The 20,209-nt window shown below is 40.5% G+C and carries 19 protein-coding genes and 1 tRNA gene; 3 read left to right on the top strand and 17 right to left on the bottom strand.

Annotation, left to right across the window (positions count from 1 at the left end):
• The first annotated feature begins 1 nt into the window (after position 1).
• Positions 2-811 (top strand): sugar-phosphatase, encoded by an 810-nt coding sequence (yidA, locus tag AC6UD4_RS04055; RefSeq protein WP_500693993.1) that lies wholly within the window; start codon positions 2-4, stop codon positions 809-811.
• Positions 812-867: 56 nt separating this feature from the next.
• Here the strand turns inward: yidA and AC6UD4_RS04060 are convergent, their stop codons facing one another.
• The 16 genes from AC6UD4_RS04060 to trpS form a co-directional block, all read right to left on the bottom strand.
• On the bottom strand, positions 868-1,860 hold the full coding sequence (locus AC6UD4_RS04060) for a ribose-phosphate diphosphokinase (protein ID WP_500693994.1): 993 nt from the start codon (positions 1,858-1,860) through the stop codon (positions 868-870).
• A 79-nt stretch (positions 1,861-1,939) separates the two neighbouring features.
• The gene (glmU, locus tag AC6UD4_RS04065; RefSeq protein ID WP_500693995.1) at positions 1,940-3,319 is read right to left on the bottom strand and encodes a bifunctional UDP-N-acetylglucosamine diphosphorylase/glucosamine-1-phosphate N-acetyltransferase GlmU; all 1,380 of its coding nucleotides are present in this window, start codon (positions 3,317-3,319) and stop codon (positions 1,940-1,942) included.
• 24 nt (positions 3,320-3,343) lie between these two features.
• A complete protein-coding gene (gene purR / locus AC6UD4_RS04070) occupies positions 3,344-4,171 on the bottom strand; it encodes a pur operon repressor (protein WP_500693996.1) in 828 nt (275 codons plus the stop codon).
• 105 nt (positions 4,172-4,276) lie between these two features.
• Entirely contained in the window at positions 4,277-5,077 is an 801-nt protein-coding gene (locus tag AC6UD4_RS04075; RefSeq protein WP_500693997.1) for a metal ABC transporter permease, read from the bottom strand.
• The gene (locus AC6UD4_RS04080; protein WP_500693998.1) at positions 5,070-5,768 is read right to left on the bottom strand and encodes a metal ABC transporter ATP-binding protein; all 699 of its coding nucleotides are present in this window, start codon (positions 5,766-5,768) and stop codon (positions 5,070-5,072) included. Before AC6UD4_RS04080 ends, AC6UD4_RS04075 begins: the two co-directional genes overlap by 8 nt.
• 209 nt (positions 5,769-5,977) lie before the next feature.
• Complete coding sequence (locus tag AC6UD4_RS04085) at positions 5,978-6,208, bottom strand: Veg family protein (RefSeq protein WP_500693999.1); 231 nt, start codon at positions 6,206-6,208, stop codon at positions 5,978-5,980.
• Between the two features lie 72 nt (positions 6,209-6,280).
• Positions 6,281-7,171 carry a 16S rRNA (adenine(1518)-N(6)/adenine(1519)-N(6))-dimethyltransferase RsmA gene (gene rsmA, locus AC6UD4_RS04090; RefSeq protein ID WP_500694000.1) on the bottom strand — a complete coding sequence of 297 codons (891 nt, stop codon included), beginning with the start codon at positions 7,169-7,171 and terminating at the stop codon, positions 6,281-6,283.
• Positions 7,164-7,733, bottom strand: a complete 570-nt coding sequence (rnmV, locus tag AC6UD4_RS04095; RefSeq protein WP_500694001.1) for a ribonuclease M5 — start codon at positions 7,731-7,733, stop codon at positions 7,164-7,166. Before rnmV ends, rsmA begins: the two co-directional genes overlap by 8 nt.
• 1 nt (position 7,734) lies before the next feature.
• Positions 7,735-8,508, bottom strand: a complete 774-nt coding sequence (locus AC6UD4_RS04100; RefSeq protein ID WP_500694002.1) for a TatD family hydrolase — start codon at positions 8,506-8,508, stop codon at positions 7,735-7,737.
• A gap of 60 nt (positions 8,509-8,568) precedes the next feature.
• Positions 8,569-10,611, bottom strand: coding sequence for a methionine--tRNA ligase (metG, locus tag AC6UD4_RS04105; RefSeq protein ID WP_500694003.1), 2,043 nt, complete (start codon positions 10,609-10,611; stop codon positions 8,569-8,571).
• 66 nt (positions 10,612-10,677) lie between these two features.
• Positions 10,678-11,526 (bottom strand): DUF72 domain-containing protein, encoded by an 849-nt coding sequence (locus AC6UD4_RS04110; protein ID WP_500694004.1) that lies wholly within the window; start codon positions 11,524-11,526, stop codon positions 10,678-10,680.
• A gap of 8 nt (positions 11,527-11,534) precedes the next feature.
• Positions 11,535-12,245, bottom strand: a complete 711-nt coding sequence (locus AC6UD4_RS04115) for an NAD-dependent protein deacylase (protein ID WP_500694005.1) — start codon at positions 12,243-12,245, stop codon at positions 11,535-11,537.
• Between the two features lie 9 nt (positions 12,246-12,254).
• Positions 12,255-13,226: an IpaB/EvcA family protein gene (locus AC6UD4_RS04120; protein WP_500694006.1), complete on the bottom strand. Its 972-nt coding sequence runs from the start codon at positions 13,224-13,226 to the stop codon at positions 12,255-12,257.
• Positions 13,219-14,478, bottom strand: coding sequence for a hydroxymethylglutaryl-CoA reductase, degradative (locus tag AC6UD4_RS04125; protein WP_500694007.1), 1,260 nt, complete (start codon positions 14,476-14,478; stop codon positions 13,219-13,221). The genes AC6UD4_RS04120 and AC6UD4_RS04125 overlap by 8 nt, the downstream gene beginning before the upstream one ends.
• 8 nt (positions 14,479-14,486) lie before the next feature.
• Complete coding sequence (locus AC6UD4_RS04130) at positions 14,487-15,422, bottom strand: Ppx/GppA phosphatase family protein (RefSeq protein WP_500694008.1); 936 nt, start codon at positions 15,420-15,422, stop codon at positions 14,487-14,489.
• 51 nt (positions 15,423-15,473) lie between these two features.
• Positions 15,474-16,493, bottom strand: a complete 1,020-nt coding sequence (gene trpS / locus AC6UD4_RS04135) for a tryptophan--tRNA ligase (protein ID WP_500709630.1) — start codon at positions 16,491-16,493, stop codon at positions 15,474-15,476.
• A 307-nt stretch (positions 16,494-16,800) separates the two neighbouring features.
• Between trpS and helD the strand changes: the two genes are divergently transcribed.
• Positions 16,801-19,113, top strand: coding sequence for an RNA polymerase recycling motor HelD (helD, locus tag AC6UD4_RS04140; RefSeq protein WP_500694010.1), 2,313 nt, complete (start codon positions 16,801-16,803; stop codon positions 19,111-19,113).
• Between the two features lie 56 nt (positions 19,114-19,169).
• Here the strand turns inward: helD and AC6UD4_RS04145 are convergent.
• Positions 19,170-19,242 (bottom strand) — tRNA-Thr (locus AC6UD4_RS04145).
• Positions 19,243-19,312: 70 nt separating this feature from the next.
• Between AC6UD4_RS04145 and AC6UD4_RS04150 the strand changes: the two genes are divergently transcribed.
• The gene (locus AC6UD4_RS04150; protein ID WP_500709631.1) at positions 19,313-20,206 is read left to right on the top strand and encodes a metal ABC transporter solute-binding protein, Zn/Mn family; all 894 of its coding nucleotides are present in this window, start codon (positions 19,313-19,315) and stop codon (positions 20,204-20,206) included.
• Positions 20,207-20,209: the final 3 nt, after the last annotated feature.

Consider the following 20,209-nt stretch of genomic DNA (forward strand, 5'->3'; position numbering starts at 1 on the left):
CATGGATATCAAATTAATTGCCATCGATATCGACGGCACCTTATTAAACGAAAAAAATCAATTAGCAAAAGCAACCATCGAAGCTATTACTAAAGCCTGCAATCAAGGCATAAAAGTGGTTCTTTGTACTGGTCGCCCCATTACTGGCGTAAAGCCATACCTTGATAAGCTCGGAATTGACGGAGACGATGAATACGCCATCACTTATAATGGTGCCCTAGTCGAAACGGTTAGTGGCAAAGTGTTAATCAAAGAAACGGTTAAATATGATGACTTTTTAGAAATTGAAATGATGTCACGAGAAATGGGAGTTCACTTCCAAATCGAAACGGTTGATTCCATTACCACTACCGATCGTGATATTAGTCCCTTTTCCGTTGAAGAAAGCCATCTTGTTTCGATGCCCATCAAATATCGAACTCCTGGTGAAATCACTCGTGACGTCAACATTTACAAACTGATGTACGTTGATTATCCGGACAAGATCACCAAAGCAAAGGGCAATCTACCAAAATCAATCTACGACCGAATGAGTGTCGTTCAGAGTTCACCGGTCTTTCTTGAGTTTATGAACTCAAATTCAAGTAAAGGCAATGCCTTACGGGATCTTTCCGAAAAGCTTGGTTTAAAGCCAGATAACGTCATGGCCATTGGCGATCAGGGGAATGATATTTCGATGATCAAGTTTGCGGGACTGGGAGTGTCCATGGGTAACGGAATCGATGAAGTTAAAAAGAACGCCCAATTTGTTACTAAACCTAATTCAGAAGATGGGGTAGCATACGCCATCAATAAGTACGTTAATCAATAACAAACGAGCGCAAAAAAATAATCTTAGCATTTTAAGCTAAGATTATTTTTTATCCATTACTTTTTTTCATCATCCTTACCATAGTCAAACCGATGACTAAACAGCGGACTAACGGGACGATTTTCGTTAATTCTAGTAATTGCGTCTCCAATTAATGGTGCAACTGAAATTTGTTTGATCTTGTCAATTTTTTTATAATCGGGTAACTGAATGGAATCAGTCACAACCAGTTTCTTAATTGGCGAAGCTTCGATTCTTTCGGTTGCTGGCCCTGATAAGACGGGATGGGTACAACATGCATAAACTTCTGAAGCACCAGCATCCATTAAGGCTTGCGCACCTTTCGTAATGGTTCCAGCTGTATCAATCATATCGTCAATCATAATACAACGCTTCCCCTTTACATCCCCAATGATGTTCATAACTTGAGCAACGTTGGCTTTTGGGCGACGCTTATCAATAATAGCAATTGGAGCCTTTAAAAACTCAGCCATGGCACGAGCTCGACTCACCCCACCATGATCAGGCGAAACAACTACCGCGTCTTTTGCGAGTCCGTTCTTGATGAAGTAGTCAGCAAGGAGCGGTGCCCCCATCAAATGATCAACGGGAACATCAAAGAATCCTTGAATTTGAGCAGCATGTAAATCAAGGGCTACCAAACGTGTGATTCCATCCTTTTCCAGCATGTCTGCCACTAACTTAGCGGTAATTGGTTCACGACTTCGTGCTTTTCGATCTTGTCTAGCGTAACCATAGTACGGAATAACCACGTTAATGGTTTTGGCACTTGCTCTTCTTAAAGCATCGATCATGATTAATAATTCCATTAAATTATCATTAACGGGATCAGAAGTTGATTGGATAATATAAACGTTATCGCCACGAATGCTTTCTTCAATATTAATTTGAATCTCACCATCGCTAAAGCGACTGACGGAAGCTTTTCCCAAGGGAACTCCCACTCGTTTAGCAATCTTTTCTGCAAGCGGACGATTTGAATTTAAAGAAAAAATCTTTAATTTTGGATCAGCATACTTTTCAGCCATTATAACCCCCACATTTTTTTCCTACCTAATCAATTCCATTATATTATTTTCAGAAAACAATTTCACTATTTAGCTCAAATTAATTAGCACCTTTAAAGGGTAACTTTTTATAATAACCTGGCTTGTTAGTCTGGCGCTCTCTAGCAATTCCCATGTCATACTGATCCATGTCGTCGGTAATGGTCGAACCAGCCGCAATAAAGGTATGATCAGCGATGTGGACTGGGGCGATCAAGTTGGAATTACTTCCAATAAAAGAATCATCACCAACTGTCGTAGTGTGCTTATGAGCTCCATCGTAATTCGCAAAAATCACTCCGCAACCAATATTAATGTGTTTACCAAGTTTAGCATTGCCAACATAAGTCAGATGACCCATCTTGGTTCCCTCACCAATGGTGGAACTTTTAACCTCACAGAAGTTACCAATGTGAACATTCTTTTCAATCTTAGCGCCTGGTCTTAAATGACTATCGGGTCCGATATCAGAGCCGGACATCATCTCAGAATCTTCAATTACCGAAGAGAAGACCTTAACGTTATCATGAATTTTACTACCAGAAATTTTAGAGTGGGCACCAATGATACAGTTACTACCGATTTCCGTCCCATTTTGAAGTTGAACTCCTGGTTCAATAATGGTATCCTGACCAATTTTAATGTCACTATCAATATAGGTATCATCGGGATTAACAATCGTAACGCCATTTTGCATGTGTTGACGATTAATCCGGGCTTGCATAATTTGGGTGGCGCGGGCCTGAGCGACCCGATCGTTTACACCCATCGATTCATTAAAGTTTGCCATCTTGTAGGCAGCAATTGTGTGACCCTCATTTTTTAAGACTTCAATGGCATCAGTTAAATAATATTCACCCTGAGCGTTATCGTTATTAATCTTGTGCAAAGCCTCAAATAACGAATGATTATCAAACACGTAAACCCCAGTGTTAATCTCATGAATGGCTTGCTCTTCCGGCGTAGCATCCTTTTGCTCCACAATCTTTTCAACAATCCCAATGTCATTTCTAACAATCCGGCCATAACCAGTCGGATCAGGAGCTTTAGACGTCAAAATGGTCGCGGTGGCCTTTTTTTGTTCGTGATACTCAAAGAGTTGCTTAAGAGTAGAGGAGGTAAACAATGGAGTATCACCACTAATAACTAACGTCTCACCATCTGAGTTCTTTAAAAGTCCTTCAGCTCGTGCAACGGCATCGCCAGTCCCAAGTTGTTTATCTTGGATGACGTACTCACAACGATTGCCCAGTTCGTTTTCCACATCTTCAGCACCGTAACCAACAATCGTGATGATGTTATCCATATCTAACTTGGATACCTGCGTCAAAACATGGTCAACCATTGATTTCCCACAAATTCGGTGGAGAACTTTATATAACTTGGACTTCATCCGGGTGCCCTTACCAGCCGCTAAAATAATCGTATTCTTTGAACTCATTTTTGTTCCCCTTGTAATTAATTTTTAATTTGTACTCCCAAAAATTTTTTGGGCATAATTGCCAGGTTTAATCTCAATCTGATCATCTTTAATATCCATTTTAAGTAATGAAGTAAAATCAGTAACCTTTCTGTGACCTGGGTCATCGGTTTCAACAAAAACCGTACTGCCCACCAGATGACAATCGAACTCATCAATCAGGGACGTCAGACCAGAAATCGTTCCACCACCACGCAAAAAATCATCAACAATCAAAACGTTAGAACCTGGCTTCAGGCTTCTTTTTGAGATTGTCATTCGTTTAACTTCTTGACTAGATGCGGAAACGTAGTTAACACTCACGGTCGACCCCTCAGTAATTTGAGAGTCGTGCCTAGCAATTACCAGTGGCACATTTAAATACGTGGCAGAAGCTTCGGCAACTGGAATTCCTCTCGTTGCCACCGTTAGTACTGCGTCAACTTTCTGAAACAGGTATTGGGTGGCAATGATCCGCCCAATGGTTTTCAACTTCTCCGGTTGGCCTAAAATATCGGACATATAAACATAACCACCAGGAAGATAACGATCGTTATCGTTTAAGATGTCAGAGACCTCTTTAATAAACTGATCAGCCGCCTCTTTTAAAATGTATGGCGTAAATTTGGCGCCCCCAGAAGCTCCGGGAACGGTCTCAACCAGACCAATCCCACGTTGTTGAAATGCTTGCTTCACAATGGCTAAGTCCTCACTAATGGAAGATTTAGCAGAATTGTAGCGCTTAGCGAAAAAAGTTAATGGTACTAATGTATGAGGACGGTTTAATAGATAGTTTGTCATATCTACTAATCGTTCACTTCTTTTAAATTTCATGCTTTCACCTCGTCATAAATTGGCACACAAGGAAATTTTAGCATAAATGTTCGTGTTTTACTTCACTTTATCGAAAAAAGAGTAAAAAAAAGGGACTAAATCAAATTATCCCTCCCTAAAGTGATTATAAATCAGTGATCCAAAGTAAATGGCAACCTCAATAACAGCAATAAAGAAACTGACCGGCCAGTTCGTGTAATATCCAAGCGTTAATCCGGCCCAAACTCCGATCAAACCAAAAACAATGGCCAGTCCAATCATTTTTCCGACTGAATGGGCAAAGTATTTAGCACTCGCAGCTGGCAAAGTCAAAAGGATAAAAATCAAAAGTGCCCCGACAATTTGAGCAGCCACGGAGACGCTTAAGGCCAGCATCACTAGGAAAATCAATGAGAGGATTCCACTTGGAATTTTCTGGGCTCTGGCTCCCACTGCATCAAACGAATCAAACTTTAAGTCCCGATAAATACATAGGGTCACGATTAACACAATCACCGATAACCAAATCATCTGATGGACTTCAGAAGCACTGATTCCAACAATACTTCCGAATAGGATATTAGTGGCGTAACTAGCACTACTGTTTGAAAGGGCTAGAAATAAGACTCCTAGTCCAATAAAGAGGGCCGAAACAGCACTGATGGTATCTTCTCGTCTTTCGGCAACGGAACCAGCACTCATTCTCCCAACTAGAACCGAACTAATGGTGGTAAAGAGTAGCATCCCGTTTAACGGACTAATCCCAACAAACATTCCAAAGGAAGCTCCAGCAAACCCAATCTCAGATAAAGTGTGGGTCAGAAACGGCATGTTTCTTGAAACGACAAACACCCCGATGACCCCACAGACCACCGCAATGATGGTACTGGCTAAAAAGGCATTACGCATAAATTCAAAACTAAACATCGGCTTGCCCCTTCCAAAATTCTTCAACATTTAAGTTCTTAATTGGTCCAAATTCATAATTATCAGGACGCAAAAACAAGTATTCGTTAGCGAACTTCTTTGCTAGCGGAATGTCATGCGTAACAAAGATTACGGTTAAGTCCCTTTTGACGTTTAGGTCGGAAACCACATTAAGCAGGTTCTCCTTGGCCTCTGGGTCAAGACTTGCCGTCGATTCATCCAAAATCAAAAGATCGGGTTTCACTACCAGCGCCTGTGCCAGATAAGCTCGCTGTTTTTCCCCACCGGAAGTTCTTCCCAATGGTTCTTTGGCAATATCAGTTAGGTTAGTCTCAGTTAGGACCTGATTTAACGTTTCACGATCTTTTCTTGAAAGCCATGGTAGTTTAAAACCACTAAAAGCTAGAGCAACAAAATCTTTTACCGACAACGGATATTCGGTATCAATATTTCTAAACTGGGGCACGTACCCAATCTTGACCTGAGAACGATCCGGGATAAACTGAACCTTTCCACTGGTGGGCTTCAATTGACCGAGAATCACTTTGATCAAAGTGGTCTTCCCTACTCCATTTTGGCCTACAATACTTAAAAAACTACCACGTTTCACGTTAAAGCTCAAATCACTTAAAACGTGTTTATCCGCAAAATTAACGGTTAAATTTTCTACCTTTAAAACTAAGTCATCCATATTTAAACTCCTACCATTTCGGGCTTCAATAGTACTAACGAAGCTTACTAACTAATCAATAATTCTCAACTAATATAACACTGTTATCTTAAGACATGCAACTAACAGCTCGGGGAAATCATGGATTATCTTGACTAATTTAAATGCCCACATTATCTTACTAACTACTAATAATATAAAGCAAAAAAAAAGACCTTTCGGTCAATTCATTAAACAAAGTTAATCTCGATGTTCTTGGTTAAAATATCAGTATAACTGTATGATACTTGTCCTAACTTCTCGTCTGGATCAAGTGTAATTAAAAATACAGCGGGAAATGTCTCAGCCAGAACTCCATCATATTCGTTAGTTCGTTTTCTTCCGGCTTGTGCAGTTACATGGATTTCCTGTCCAATGTGATTATCTAGAAATAATTTAATCTTAGATAGACTAGTTGGCATCATCAATCACCTCGCGTGGTACTATTATACATTAAAATCAATATAATGTAAAGGTAATGGATAAATAGCCTGTTATGCCAGCAATCCGCTTATGTGAAACTGATTTGCCATTTTCACAAATTGATCAACCGATAACTGTTCGGGACGGTCTGACTTATTAATGCCTAACTGTTTTAAATCCTGTTCAATTTGTTCTTTTACCTCAGGTTTCTTCCCAAAAATACCCTGCAAATTATTCCAGAGTGTCTTTCTTCGATGCATGAAACATCCATGCGCAAAGCCAAAGAAAGCTTTTTCATCGTAAGCAATCATCTTTTTATCTGTTTTCGGGGTTAACTTGACCACCGCAGAATCAACTTTTGGTGAGGGAATAAAGGACTTGGCCGATACATTAATTGCAATCTCAACGTTTTTAAGATACTGAGTGATAACCGTCAAAGCCCCATAGTCGCGATTGCCCGGCTTTGCGCTAATTCGTTTTGCCACTTCTTTTTGCATCATCAACACCGTTGAATCAAATTTAACGTTGCCCTTTAAAATATCCATCAAGATTGGTTTGGTGACATAGTAAGGCAAATTAGCCACAACTTTTAGGTGGTGTTTTCCATCAAAGTTTTCTTTAATTAATTTTGGCAGATTAGCCTTCAAGAAGTCTTCATTAATAATTTTAATGTTGTCATAGGGACTGAGAGTTTCATCTAAGATTGGGAGAAGATTCTCGTCAATTTCAAAGGCCATTACGGCGTGAGCTGATTGAGCAATTTGTTCAGTTAATGCCCCAATGCCAGGTCCAATTTCAATTACATCATCGGCTTCTGATATTTGGGCAACTGCAACGATTTCTTTTAAAACTCCAAGATCGTTCAAGAAATTTTGCCCCAAGCTTTTCTTCGCATTTAAACGGTATCGGTTCAAGATGGCCTGGGTCCGAGCTGGACTGCCGATTGCAGGAACTTTACTCATCTAATCCCTCCTTATCATCAAGTTGCTTTAATGCATTGTTAAACTGTTTTTTCGTGATGCCAAACATTCGTAATCTTTTTTGCATTTGTTTAGCGTTAACATACCCCAAATGAAGCAATTCACCAAGTTCCAGTCGGCGTTCCTTGGCTTCTTTCGTTCCTACTAAACCAGCTTGAATCAAATCCCGCTTGCTAATGACTTCTGGATTCTCATCGCTTTCGGTGTACACTTCAGACAAGGCATTCCGAATTGCTTTTGGACTAGCATGCTCAACTCCAAGGGATCCCTTCTGTGTATCAGGAACTGCTTCCGACTTTTTCAAAAAGGCATGCTTTGCTTCTGGAATCTCATCTGAAATTATTTTTCTGATTTTTTCCCCAGAAAAATCTGGATCAGTAAAAACGATGATTCCACGGGTTTGTGCCAACCGATCAATTAGATCGAGGGTCTCATCCGAAATCGCAGAGCCCCGGGTTTCAATCGTATCAGCATCAACGGCTCGTTGAATTTGTTTGGTATCATCTTTTCCTTCCACCACAATTACTTCTTTAATTCTTTTCATTTTAATTATCCAATCCAAATATTCGATTCGTATTTTCGTACGTCGCCTTTGCGACCACATCAGGATCAATGTCTTTAAATCTGGCAACTGCTTCTAGGGTATACAAAGAATAAGCCGGTTCATTTTGTCGTCCGCGAAACGGCTCAGGTGTCAAATATGGGGCATCCGTCTCCACTAGAATCTTATCCAGCGGAGTTAAACGAGCGGCTTCATGAACCTCTTTGGTTTTCTTGAAGCTCACGACCCCACTGTATGAAACCACCATCCCTAAATCAACGAATTTCTTCATCCATTCACTATCTCCGTTAAAACTGTGGATAATGCCACCGACTTCACCAATATTTTCATCTTTTAAAATCCGATAAACATCCTCAAAGGCATCCCGGTTATGAACTGAGATTGGTAAATGCATGTTTTTGGCAATTTCAGTTTGTCGCCGAAAGACTCGTTCTTGCACGTCTTTCGGTGTGACATCTTGAAAATAATCCATTCCAATCTCACCCACAGCGACAACTTGCGGATTTTCTAGTTGCTTTTCTAGCAGTTCTTCCTGCTCGTGATTGTAATTCATAGCGTCTTCTGGATGCCATCCAATAATTGAATACAGATTGTCGTACTGAGCTGAAAGCTCCAAGGAACGCTCATTTAGCTCAGTATTGGACCCGACGTTGGCCATTCTAACAACACCAAGTCTTTTGGCGTGTCGAACGTAGCCATCAATATCATTTTGGAATGGTTGATCGTTTAAATGAGTGTGGGAATCAAATATTTTCATTGACTATTCCTTTCATAATCGAAAAAGTTTCACTAATCATTGACTAGTGAAACTTTTTTACTACTCTAAAGTACTGCCATTATCTAAAGTTTGGTCAACAGTTGCTACTTTAATTGAACCGTCCTTTTGTTCAACGGACAAAATCATTCCCTGACTTAACTCACCACGAAGTTTCTTTGGCTTTAAGTTAGAAACAATGATCACTTTTTTACCAATTAACTGTTTAAAATCTGGATACCACTTGGCAATTCCAGAAACAATCTGACGGTCACCGTCATCGCCAGCATCAAGTTGAAACTTCAATAATTTGTCTGCGTTTTCAACTTTAGCAACGTTTTTAATTTCTGCGACCTTTAATTCAACTTTTTCAAAATCACTAAAGTCCAAGGTCTTCTTCTCTGACTTCAAAATCGTTTTTTCTGGGTCAAAAGCTTTCTTTTGGTCAGCACGTTTCATTGCTGAACGACCCTTTGTTTTGTCAGATTGAGTCATCTGATCCTTAATGAATCTAACTTCAACGTCGCGATCTAAACGAGGGAAAATTGGTTCACCATTCTCAATTACCTTTTGTTTTTCAGGAAGTCCAGAAAGAGCGGCATTCTTGATATCAAACCCATCCATCTGATCAAGACCTAATTGACGATACATTTCATTCGCCGCATTTGGCATGATTGGACTTACTAAGATTGCAATCAAGCGCAGACTGGCAACCAAATGACTCATGACGTTTGCTAATTTAGCTTGGTCATCTGCGTCATCCTTGTTCTTAGCCAAGGTCCATGGCTCGGTCTGATCGATGTACTTGTTGGTTTGAGAAACTAATTTCCAAATCTCAGCCAAGGCATCAGATAAATGAGTGTCATTCATTAACCGTTTAAATTCTGAAACGGTTGTTTTAGCAATTTTTTGTAAATCAACACTCGGTTGATCATCAGAATCGTGATATGAAGGTGTTACGCCATCTTCGTATTTATTGACCATTGCAATCGTTCGGTTCAACAAGTTACCAAGGTCGTTAGCTAGGTCATAGTTAACCCGATCAACAAAGTCTTCAGGAGTAAAAATCCCGTCACTTGCAAACGGAATTGCTCTAATCAGATAGTATCTGGTAGCGTCTAATCCATAACGATCGATTAACGTCTCAGGATAAATTACGTTGCCCTTTGACTTGGACATCTTTCCGTCTTTCATGGTCAGCCAGCCGTGGCCATAAATTTTCTTTGGCAGTGGGAGACCAAGGGCGTGAAGAATAATTGGCCAATAAATGGTATGGAAACGAACGATTTCTTTTCCAACCATCTGTAGATCAGCTGGCCAAAATTTCTTAAACAACTCGTCATTATCACTGTCATAACCAAGGGCAGTGATATAGTTTGACAAAGCATCAATCCATACGTAAACCACGTGCTTAGGATTTGACTTAACGGGAACTCCCCACTTAAAGGTGGTTCTCGAAACCGCTAAGTCATCCAAACCTGGTTTTAAGAAGTTGTTAACCATTTCGTTCATTCTAGAATGCGGCTCAATGAAGTCAGGATGCTCTTTGTAGTAATTCATTAACCAATCAGAATATTTACTCATCTTAAAAAAGTAACACTCTTCGTTAACAAGTTGAACTTCGTGTCCAGATGGGGCTTTTCCGCCAATCACGTTGCCTTCAGCATCACGATAAACCTCTGCTAATTGTGATTCGGTAAAGTATTCTTCGTCTGAAACCGAGTACCACCCCGAATACTGTCCAAGATAGATGTCGCCTTGGTCTTGTAACGTTTGAAATATTTTTTGCACGGCTTTTACGTGCTTATCATCAGTGGTTCTGATGAAATCGTCGTTAGAAATATCTAAATTAGCCCACAAGTCAGATATTTGAGTGGCCATCTTATCAACGTAACTTTTAGGATCAACACCCAACTTTTCTGCTTTTTGTTCAATTTTTAGTCCGTGTTCATCGGTTCCGGTTAAATAAAACACGTCGTAGCCAGATTCCCGCTTAAAACGAGCCAGTGCGTCACAGGCAACCGTCGTATAAGCGTTCCCGATGTGTAACCTTCCTGATGGATAATAAATTGGTGTTGTAATGTAATATGTTGGTTTTTCAGCCATCCCAATTCGCTCCTTTATTCCTATCGTACAAACTAAATCGTACCAATATTATACTACTTTTGTCCCTTAAAACAGATCGAGTTGCATGGGAGCTAACCCACCAAAGTTCAATCCTAAAATCTTTTTTAACTGAAGGGCATTGTCAGCCGCATCATGACCAGAGTTGTTGTTAAAAATGACGCAAACTACCTTAGCTTTTTGGCGTAGATCATCAACAACTTCGGCAAAATGCTTTAATTCCTCTTCGTTATAACGGTACAGAGTCCGTTTCTTACGCCACTGGGAGCTCTTTTCAAACCAGCCCTTTTGGTTTTGACCGTGCAGTCGAAGCATGACGAAATTCTTATCCGTAACAACGGGTTCAAAAGGCACGCCATCTGACAGGTTATGAGGCTCGTCAGCGATCACTTCACTCATTTTGAGGCTCTTTAGATAATCGTGGACATCATTTGAGATTTCATCACCATACCAGCTAGGATTTCGAAACTCAACTGAGATGGGTAAACTTCCCATCCACTCACGAACTAGTCGAAGGTACCTAATGTTATCGTTGTTTAAATGGAAGTACGGCGGAAATTGAAATAAAACGGATGCCAACTGGTTACTATCAACCAGTGAAGCAACCATCTCACTATACCGAATAAATTGCTCTCTTCTAACCTGCTCATTATCTTCACCAAACTGTGGCAAATGATGTTTGGTCATCAAATAATTGGCCTTTAAGATGAATTGAAAATTATTTGGAACCTGCTTTTGCCAATTCTCCACCGTCTTAATTTTAGGGATGCCGTAAAACGGATTATCAACCTCAACAACGGGAAAATGTTCCGCATATTCTGATAAAGTAACTTTGCGATCTTCCCCATTAATCAGTGATGGATGATCAGACCAGGTTGTCAGTCCAATTAAAATCACGTTACCACCTATACTTTCAGTTTATCAAAGAAATCAACGGCATCTTCTTGAACCATGGTGAATGGAAACGGAAAATTAAGTGCCTCTTGGTTAATCGCAATCACATCGGCACTGGGATTACGGTAATCAAGTAATCCGGCAAACGGATAAACTCGCATTGAAGTCCCGACGATCACAATTAGATCACTTTGACTCATCAATCGAACACTATTTTCAATTGTTTGAGGATTAATTCCCTCACCATATAAAACAATGTTAGGGCGCAAAATTCCACCACAGTTTTGATGGTACATACTCTTCATATATTCCTGATAATCAATGTGTTTGCCGCACTTTTGGCAGTAAATATCATAGAGGTTGCCGTGAAACTCATTCAGGTTCTTTGCGTCAGCTTTTTCGTACAGATTATCAACGTTCTGAGTGATAATACTAGCCCGATTTTGACGGGTTAATTCCGCTTGCTTTTTGTGGATAACGTTGGGTTGAGCATCTGGATAGTACATGTTCTTTTTGACGTACTCGTAGAATACCTCAGGTTCACTTACTAAGCAGTCGTGACTCAAGTAATATTCCGCTGGTTTACTGCTCTTGTCATTCGTATACAATCCGCCCTTAGAACGATAATCGGGAATTCCAGAAGGGGTAGAAATTCCGGCTCCCGTTAAAAATACGATGTTTTTAGCATTATCAAACTTTTCTTGAATATTATCTTGATTCATATTGTCACCTTATCTCAATAAATATGGAATCCGTAAGTCTTGATACAACTCTTTAACCGTCTTTGAATATAGTTCTTTGAAATAGTATTCACTTGCCTTTTTACCAGCTGGACCACTTGTCACAAACGAATTTTGGTCATCCGATTTGGTAAAGCCCACGTACGCTCTTTTGTTAGTCTTGGTCTCCTTTAATTCTGAGTGATAAAGGTTAAAAACCTGTTTCACTTGCAAACCGAGTTGGCGCTTTGAGAAGACCGCCGTTAGCATCACAAAATCATTTAATTGTAAGGCTGGTAGTCCCCAGTTCTTCATCTGTTTATCAAAATCACGGTATAGTTTGACCACATCGCGTCTGAGAGTAAACGGGGAATCAACTGGCTTCTCAGTAAGCATTGTGTAAAGTTCCTTAGCGGCCTTTAAAGAAATGGGAAAACTCGTTTGAAATACGTCTTCGTACTGATCAAAGTGGTCGCCAAGAAAAATCATGGCATCCAGAATGGTCACCAATCGTAACGGCATTTCATCGTCGACCTTCCCAGATTCAGGGGTAATCGTCTGTCTAACACCTTTAACATATTCTTTTTCAATCGCTTCATCAACTAAACCGTGCTTTCGCTGTTCAGCATACACGACAAAGTGACATACATCATCGTACAACTCAGTTCCCATGTACATTAACTGTTCATCAAGTTGCTTGTCACCACTAGTGAGTGGGAAATAAATTTGTGGGAACCCGCGCAAGGTCATTAACAAGTGTAACAACTCATGAGTGGCAGTAAAATCAGGTTCAGTTAGATCTCTAATCTGCACGTAAAGTCGATCACCATCTTGCACGACTTGCGCTTGGTCATGTCGCACATAACCGGACTTTAAGTTGCCAATAAATTGAACCTCAACATCCCCTGGAAAAAAGTGACTGACTTCGTTAATTAAGCCTTGCGTCGTCTTACTTAATTGCACATTATCATTATTTTCAGCCATCTGATCCAAACTTCCCTTCTATAATTTGTTTTGCGTTTTCTAAGTTTCTTTGATTTGTTGGTAATTTCTTTAATGCGTTAATCACCATGTCCAAGTTCTTACTGGAAGCTCCAGCAGACATGGCGAGTGATTTCATCTGAAGGTTCATGTGACCTCTTTGAATCCCATCGGTTACAAGCGCCTTTAAGGCTGCCAGGTTTTGTGCTAATCCCACAGAAGCAATCACCTCCATGAACTGCATGGCAGAGCTAACGTTTAAAATTTGATAGTTAATCCTACTCATTGAAAAGAGCCGAGTTGCACCACCAATGATTCCTGAGGGTACCGGAATGGTAATTTCTCCCTTTAATCCGTCAGGAGTAACTCGCCATTGACTAACCCCACGATACTGACCATCCCTTGCGGCATAGGAATGAACCGCACTTTCAACGGCACGCCAGTCATTACCAGTGGCAACGAGAACCGCATCAATCCCATTCATGATCCCCTTATTGTGAGTTGCCGCCCGTTTTGGGTACTTATTTGCAATTAATGAGGCTTCTGCGATTTTTTCAGCAACGTTTTTTCCGTCCAATTGACCTCGCTTTAGGGCCCGAAACGGAACGGTTCCTGATGCTGTAACCAAATTTTTATCCCCATAATTCGATAAAATACTCATTAAAGATGATTGACTAGTGTTGATTTCAATGTATGTCGAAAGAGCCTCGAGCATCGAATTCATGATGTTAGCCCCCATCGCATCACCGACATCAACGAACAGTTCAATCACCAGATAATGATCGTAAAGAGGTGAGACGGTCAAATCGTGTATACCACCGTATTTATCAATTGTGGGATGAGCATCGTGTGCAACCTGCATTAATTTAACTCGCTGATTTTCAACCCATTCGGTAAATTGAACTGGATCCGAGACTCCTAAAATGACTTCACCAGTCAAGATGCGACTCTGAGACTTTGCCTGAATGCCGCCACCAACACGGAGCATGTTGGCGCCGTTACTAGCGGCCGCAATGACCGAGGGTTCTTCAATCACCATCGGAATTAAATGTTCGACTCCGTTAATTACAAAGTTAGTTGCAACCCCCTCTGGCAATCCGTAGTCAGTAAGGTAGTTTTCAATCATGTGGCTACTAGCGTCTACGAAGTGACTTTCAATCACATCAAGTTGTGTTCGATCAAGATCGGCAAATTCGGCAACCTGCTGTAACCGTTTTTGATATGATTTTTTATAAAATCCATTAAAATCGTTCAAAATGACACCTATTTTCTAAAATGAGGACTATTCTCAATGTATTCATTAATCAGTCCCTCACGCACGCCACCGTTTGAGAAAATGACCCGCTTGGAATCAATAAAATGCATCATGACAGTTAAACAAAGGGAACCACCAATGATGACGTCGGCACGGTCGTTTTCAAGCCCATTAATCTTTTGACGCTCAGCCAAAGTCTTACTCAGAAACATTTCCATCGTACTGTTGACCTGTTTTCTGGTTAACTGAAAATTTTGGATGTGATCAACATGGCTTAAATGTTGGTACTGCCGATTAATTCTTGCAATTGCGCGGGCAGCTCCACCAATCAAAACAATCGGATAATGAAGGGGCTTCTTAATCCAAGGAATCCGACTATACACTTCGATAACGTAAGACTCAGCCGCAAATAAATCAGCTGGAGTCACCTGGTTAATCAAATGAAATTGTTCCGAAATTTTTACTGCCCCAATGGGAACGCTGATACAATGGATATCTTTTTGGTTTCTAACCTGAATAATTTCAACACTAGCACCACCAACATCCATCAAGAGATAATCTTTAACCGCCAATCGATCAGAGATTCCTAGATAATCATAGTAAGCTTCTTCCTTTCCGGTTAACACGCGAATCTTAATGTGAAGCTGCTTATAAACATTGTGTAAAAAATCCTTTTGATTTTGAGCTTGGCGCACCGCTGCCGTAGCAATGGCACGAACCACAACGTTTTTATACTTTGAATACTCTGACTTAAAGGATCGAAGCGCCGAGATCGTACGATTCATTGCAGTTATCTGTAAAATGTTATTTTGTCCGATTCCCTCAGACAATCTCGTATCGTTCTTAACGCGTTTAATCTCATGATAACTTCCATCGGAATCGATGCAATAAATTGCCATTCTGACTGAGTTTGAACCGATATCAATGATAACAAAGTTCTCCATTCGATTCTCCTCCTCAAGTATTTATTCATATTTAGTGCTATGACAATTTATCTACTTAAAATAATTAATCCCCATGGCATCGCGAACTTCTTCAAGGGTGTTTTCTGCAACAATGTTAGCCGCGTCGCTTCCGTCTTTTAAGACCCTGTATACATACTCAGGATCCTTAGCTAACTTTTCTCGACGTTGTCGAATTGGCTTGAGTTCATCTTGCAAAACTTCGTTTAAATACAACTTAATTTTAACATCTCCAAGACAACCGTGTTGATATTGCTTTTTAAGTTCACTAACTTTTTGCTTGTCGTGAGCGAAAATATCCAGATACGTAAAGACCGTGTTTCCTTCAACTTGACCTGGGTCATCAACGTGGACGTGCTTTGGATCCGTGTACATGGACATCACTTTTTTCTTAATGGTATCGGCATCGTCAGCAAGGTAAATGGCATTATTAAGCGACTTACTCATTTTGGCATTTCCGTCGAGGCCGGGAATGCGCCCCATGCCTTTCGGTGGAAAGAAACCTTGTGGTTCAACCAATACGTTCTTGTGATAGGCACTATTAAAGCTTCTAACAATCTCCCTAGTCTGTTCGATCATTGGCTCTTGATCTTCTCCGACCGGAACCACGGTTGCCTTAAAGGCAGTGATATCAGCAGCTTGACTGACCGGATAAATGAAGAAACCAGCTGGTACACTTTCACCAAAGTTTTTCTGTTTAATCTCAGTTTTAACGGTCGGATTTCGTTTCAGTCGGGAAACCGTTACTAAATTAAGATAAATCATGGTTAGTTCATTTAAGGCTGGGATCTGGGATTGGACAAAGATCGTTGATTGATTTGGATCAAGTCCGACCGCTAGATAGTCCAAGGCTACCTGCAATAGACTGTTTTGAATCTTCTTTGGATCACGAGCGTTATCGGTCAAGGCCTGCATGTCAGCAATCATGATGAATGGATCGTAGTTACCCGAATTCTGCAACTCTAAACGGCTCATTAACGAACCAACGTAGTGTCCAATGTGAAGTTTTCCGGTCGGACGATCACCAGTTAATACAATTTCTTTTTTTGCCATCGTAATTTTCCTTTCTTTAATAAAAAACGTCCTATTGAATAATCAATAGGACGCCTTGCACGTGGTACCACCTAAATTGCAGAGATTTCTCTGCCACTTAAACTATAAGGTTGTTACCCATTATCCAGTTCGTGTCGTCTGACTAATCTCAGTAAACATAGCCTCTCTGTTATTTGACTCCACTACTTACTAAACTAAATACATATTAACTTCATTTTATGCGATTTATGACGGGTTGTCAAAGCACGAAAAAATTGACAGTACCGGCTTTTCAAATTAGAATTATTCACGAATTAAAGGGAGGAGTATGCACTTGAATAAGGATGAAAAAAACAAAGAGCAAGAGCGGGTCACCTGGGTTGGTTTCCAGTTGGACGAAAAAATCCAAGACACCCAAACTGAATACCAAAAAGCCAAGGCAGAAACTCAACGAGTTCAAAAAGATTACGGGACCAATACATCTGCAAACTATTTAGAAGCTGATGACCGGATTGAAACCAGCGCTGACCTGCAACAACAGCGAAGCTTAACTAACAAAGTGGTTGAGGATCAAGCCATTGTTGAGGGCCAACTAGCCACTTACCAGGATCTTAAAAAATCACCCTACTTTGGTCGAATTGACATCTCAGACGAGGGCTTTTCTGACGTTGATCACCTATACATTGGGAAGGCGTCTTTCATCGACAAAAACGGTGAATTCTTAATCTATGATTGGCGGGCTCCCATTTCAAGTGTCTACTATAATGGTACGCTTGGAAAAGTTGCTTATGACACTCCCAATGGAAAACAAGCCACTGACCTTCTAAAGAAACGTCAATTCCAGATTAAAGACGGCAAGATCATCAACATGTTTGATACCAACGAAACGGTTGGTGACGAACTCTTACAGAGTGCTTTAAGTGATGAAAACAACGAAAAGATGCAAAACATCGTGGCCACCATTCAGCACGAACAAAATGACATTATTAGAGATACCACCAGTAATCTGCTGGTCGTTCAGGGAGTGGCCGGATCAGGAAAGACCTCAGCACTCTTACAACGGATTGCTTTTCTGTTATATCACAGTCGGGACTCTTTAAATGCTGACCAAATCCTACTCTTTTCTCCGAATCTTCTTTTTAGTAACTACATCAAGGACGTACTACCAAGTTTAGGGGAACGCAATATGCGTCAGGTTACACTAGCTGAATTTTTTGCCCACCGACTTGAGGGCATGAAGGTTCAGACCCTTTTTCAACGTTACGAAGCTTCTGATCATGATTCTGATTCTAAACTTCGCGAATTCAAAAATAGTCAGAACTTCATTGATCAGATTGAAAACTACGTCCAAAATCTCACCTCTGATCAAATCAAGTTCGATGATATTCACTTTAATGGTGAGGTTTACTTTTCTAAAAAGGAAATTCGTGAAATTTACGCTAGTCTACCCAGTGGGATGACCAGTAGTGAAAAACTTCTGCAAACGAAGAACCGCTTAATCAAGAGACTGAAGAACCGTATTCACGATGAAACTAAGAAAAAATGGGTCGCTGACATTATCGACACCATGAGCGAAGAACAGTACCACAATCTTCTGGGTGAAAAACACTTAAATGACTTTGAGGAACTAGACGATGAACGAAACTACATTGCCACGCGACTAGTTAAAGATCGACTTAGTACCGTGTACGATGCTATCTACAACGATGAGTTTTTCGATCCGTACGTTCAATACGCCGATTTTCTTGACCACGTTAAGTTGCCTGAAAATGTTGAACCAGATGCTTTTAAACAAAGCAAAAATGATTTCCTAAATCACATTGAATTCCACCAAATTGGTTTGGATGACACTGCCCCATTACTGTATCTGAGGGATCGTTTCAGTGGGGAAAATAAAAACGTTAACATTAAATACCTCTTCGTCGACGAGATTCAGGACTACTCAATTGCCCAGATTATGTATCTCAAGCTCATTTTTCCGAGAGCTAAGTTCAACCTAATTGGTGATAGTGAACAGGCCATTTTCAAGGATGTCGAATCAGCCCAAACGTTACTGGACAAGCTTAATGATGCCATCCCTAGTAAACATTCGCGACTAATTCAGCTGAATCGTTCATACCGCTCAACCTATCCCATCACGTCCTTTGCCAAGTCATTATTACCAGATGGAAATAACATCGAGGCCTTCAACCGAAATGGGGAAAAGCCTGAGCTAATCGTGAAGGACAATTTTAATGAACTAACAAGTTCTTTATTTGACGTTATCAACAACCAACTTCAAAAACATGAAACCGTTGCGGTCATTACTAGAGATGCCACATCGGCCAAACAAGTTTATCAAAAGGTCAACGCTCACTTTGATGCTACATTATTAAAAGATAGTGACCGAGATATGACCTCACCAGTTGTCGTACTTCCCGTCTACTTGGCCAAGGGACTCGAATTTGATTCGGTCATTGCCTGGGACGTCTCAAAAAAGAATTACCCTGATCAGCACTCACTTGGAGTCCTTTACACAATTCTGACGCGAGCCATGCATTCGTTAACCCTGTTGTGTAAAGGCGAAGTTTCCCCGTTGATCCCCAAACAAGCCATCAGTGATAATTTAATTAAAGTCAGCAAAAATTCAACAGCTGAATAAAAAAACTCTCATTACGATTACGTAGTGAGAGTTTTAAACTATGAAAATAACCGATAAGCCATTCCCGGGAGTCGAACCCGGCACCTTTTCCTTACCATGGAAATGCTCTACCTACTGAGCTAGAATGGCATTCCTATTTTACCACACCAAAAATGGTACACTAGGATAGAATTCATAAAGATTAGAAAAGGACGATAATATGAAACGACATTTTAAACTTTCCCTCCTAGTCACTTGTCTCGTACTACTGATGATTCCACTCACAGCCTGTCACAAATCGGCAGCCCATGACCCAAAGAAAATTCAGATTGTGAGTTCGGTGAACTTCTATGGTGATGCTGCCCAACAAGTCGTCGGAAAGTATGGTCACAACACGTCCATCATCAATTCAGACGTTGATCCACACGACTTTGAACCAACAACTAACAACGCGAAAGAAGTTGCCAAGGCAAACGTGGTCATCTCAAATGGAATTGGTTATGACGATTGGATGAACGAATTAATTCACAACGCTGGAAACGATCATCAACAAGACGTGAACGTTGGCAAATTGATGCATAAAAAAGATGGCGACAACGAACACATTTGGTATAAACCAACTACCATGGACCATTTGGTTGATCATCTAGTTACCGTCTACAGTAAGATTGATCCAGATCACCATGGATATTTTGAGGAAAATGCGCAAACATACAAAAATGAATGGGGCCAAACGCAACGGTTAATCAAGCAGTTATCAAAGAATTCGCACGGTCAATCAGTTGCTACCAGCGAGCCCGTCTTTGACTACTCACTTTCAGCCCTTGGTTACAAACTTAAGGACTACGGGTTCTCAAATGCGATTGAAAAGGGCGTCGATCCTTCAGTCAGTGACATTTCTAACCTGCAAAGTGACATGCGCAACCATAAGATTGCTTTCTTTGTTAATAACACTCAATCCGATAGCCCGGTGGTAACGCAAATGGTTAAGTACGCTAAAACACATCATGTTCCTATTTTAAACGTCTCAGAGACTGCTCCAAAGGGCCAGAATTACATGCAGTGGATGAACAATCAATACCAAGAACTTGAAAAAATCCAAAAACAGCAATAAAAA

The sequence above is a fragment of the Fructilactobacillus sp. X3R5C2 genome, assembly GCF_059901175.1.

Excerpts from the sequence above, each read along its gene's own strand:
- yidA (WP_500693993.1), top strand. The coding sequence starts at position 2 with ATGGATATCAAATTAATTGCCATCGATATCGACGGCACCTTATTAAAC.
- AC6UD4_RS04060 (WP_500693994.1), bottom strand. The coding sequence starts at position 1,860 with ATGGCTGAAAAGTATGCTGATCCAAAATTAAAGATTTTTTCTTTAAAT.
- glmU (WP_500693995.1), bottom strand. The coding sequence starts at position 3,319 with ATGAGTTCAAAGAATACGATTATTTTAGCGGCTGGTAAGGGCACCCGG.
- purR (WP_500693996.1), bottom strand. The coding sequence starts at position 4,171 with ATGAAATTTAAAAGAAGTGAACGATTAGTAGATATGACAAACTATCTA.
- AC6UD4_RS04075 (WP_500693997.1), bottom strand. The coding sequence starts at position 5,077 with ATGTTTAGTTTTGAATTTATGCGTAATGCCTTTTTAGCCAGTACCATC.
- AC6UD4_RS04080 (WP_500693998.1), bottom strand. The coding sequence starts at position 5,768 with ATGGATGACTTAGTTTTAAAGGTAGAAAATTTAACCGTTAATTTTGCG.
- AC6UD4_RS04085 (WP_500693999.1), bottom strand. The coding sequence starts at position 6,208 with ATGCCAACTAGTCTATCTAAGATTAAATTATTTCTAGATAATCACATT.
- rsmA (WP_500694000.1), bottom strand. The coding sequence starts at position 7,171 with ATGAGTAAAGTTCCTGCAATCGGCAGTCCAGCTCGGACCCAGGCCATC.
- rnmV (WP_500694001.1), bottom strand. The coding sequence starts at position 7,733 with ATGAAAAGAATTAAAGAAGTAATTGTGGTGGAAGGAAAAGATGATACC.
- AC6UD4_RS04100 (WP_500694002.1), bottom strand. The coding sequence starts at position 8,508 with ATGAAAATATTTGATTCCCACACTCATTTAAACGATCAACCATTCCAA.
- metG (WP_500694003.1), bottom strand. The coding sequence starts at position 10,611 with ATGGCTGAAAAACCAACATATTACATTACAACACCAATTTATTATCCA.
- AC6UD4_RS04115 (WP_500694005.1), bottom strand. The coding sequence starts at position 12,245 with ATGAATCAAGATAATATTCAAGAAAAGTTTGATAATGCTAAAAACATC.
- AC6UD4_RS04120 (WP_500694006.1), bottom strand. The coding sequence starts at position 13,226 with ATGGCTGAAAATAATGATAATGTGCAATTAAGTAAGACGACGCAAGGC.
- AC6UD4_RS04130 (WP_500694008.1), bottom strand. The coding sequence starts at position 15,422 with ATGGAGAACTTTGTTATCATTGATATCGGTTCAAACTCAGTCAGAATG.
- trpS (WP_500709630.1), bottom strand. The coding sequence starts at position 16,493 with ATGGCAAAAAAAGAAATTGTATTAACTGGTGATCGTCCGACCGGAAAA.
- helD (WP_500694010.1), top strand. The coding sequence starts at position 16,801 with ATGCACTTGAATAAGGATGAAAAAAACAAAGAGCAAGAGCGGGTCACC.
- AC6UD4_RS04150 (WP_500709631.1), top strand. The coding sequence starts at position 19,313 with ATGAAACGACATTTTAAACTTTCCCTCCTAGTCACTTGTCTCGTACTA.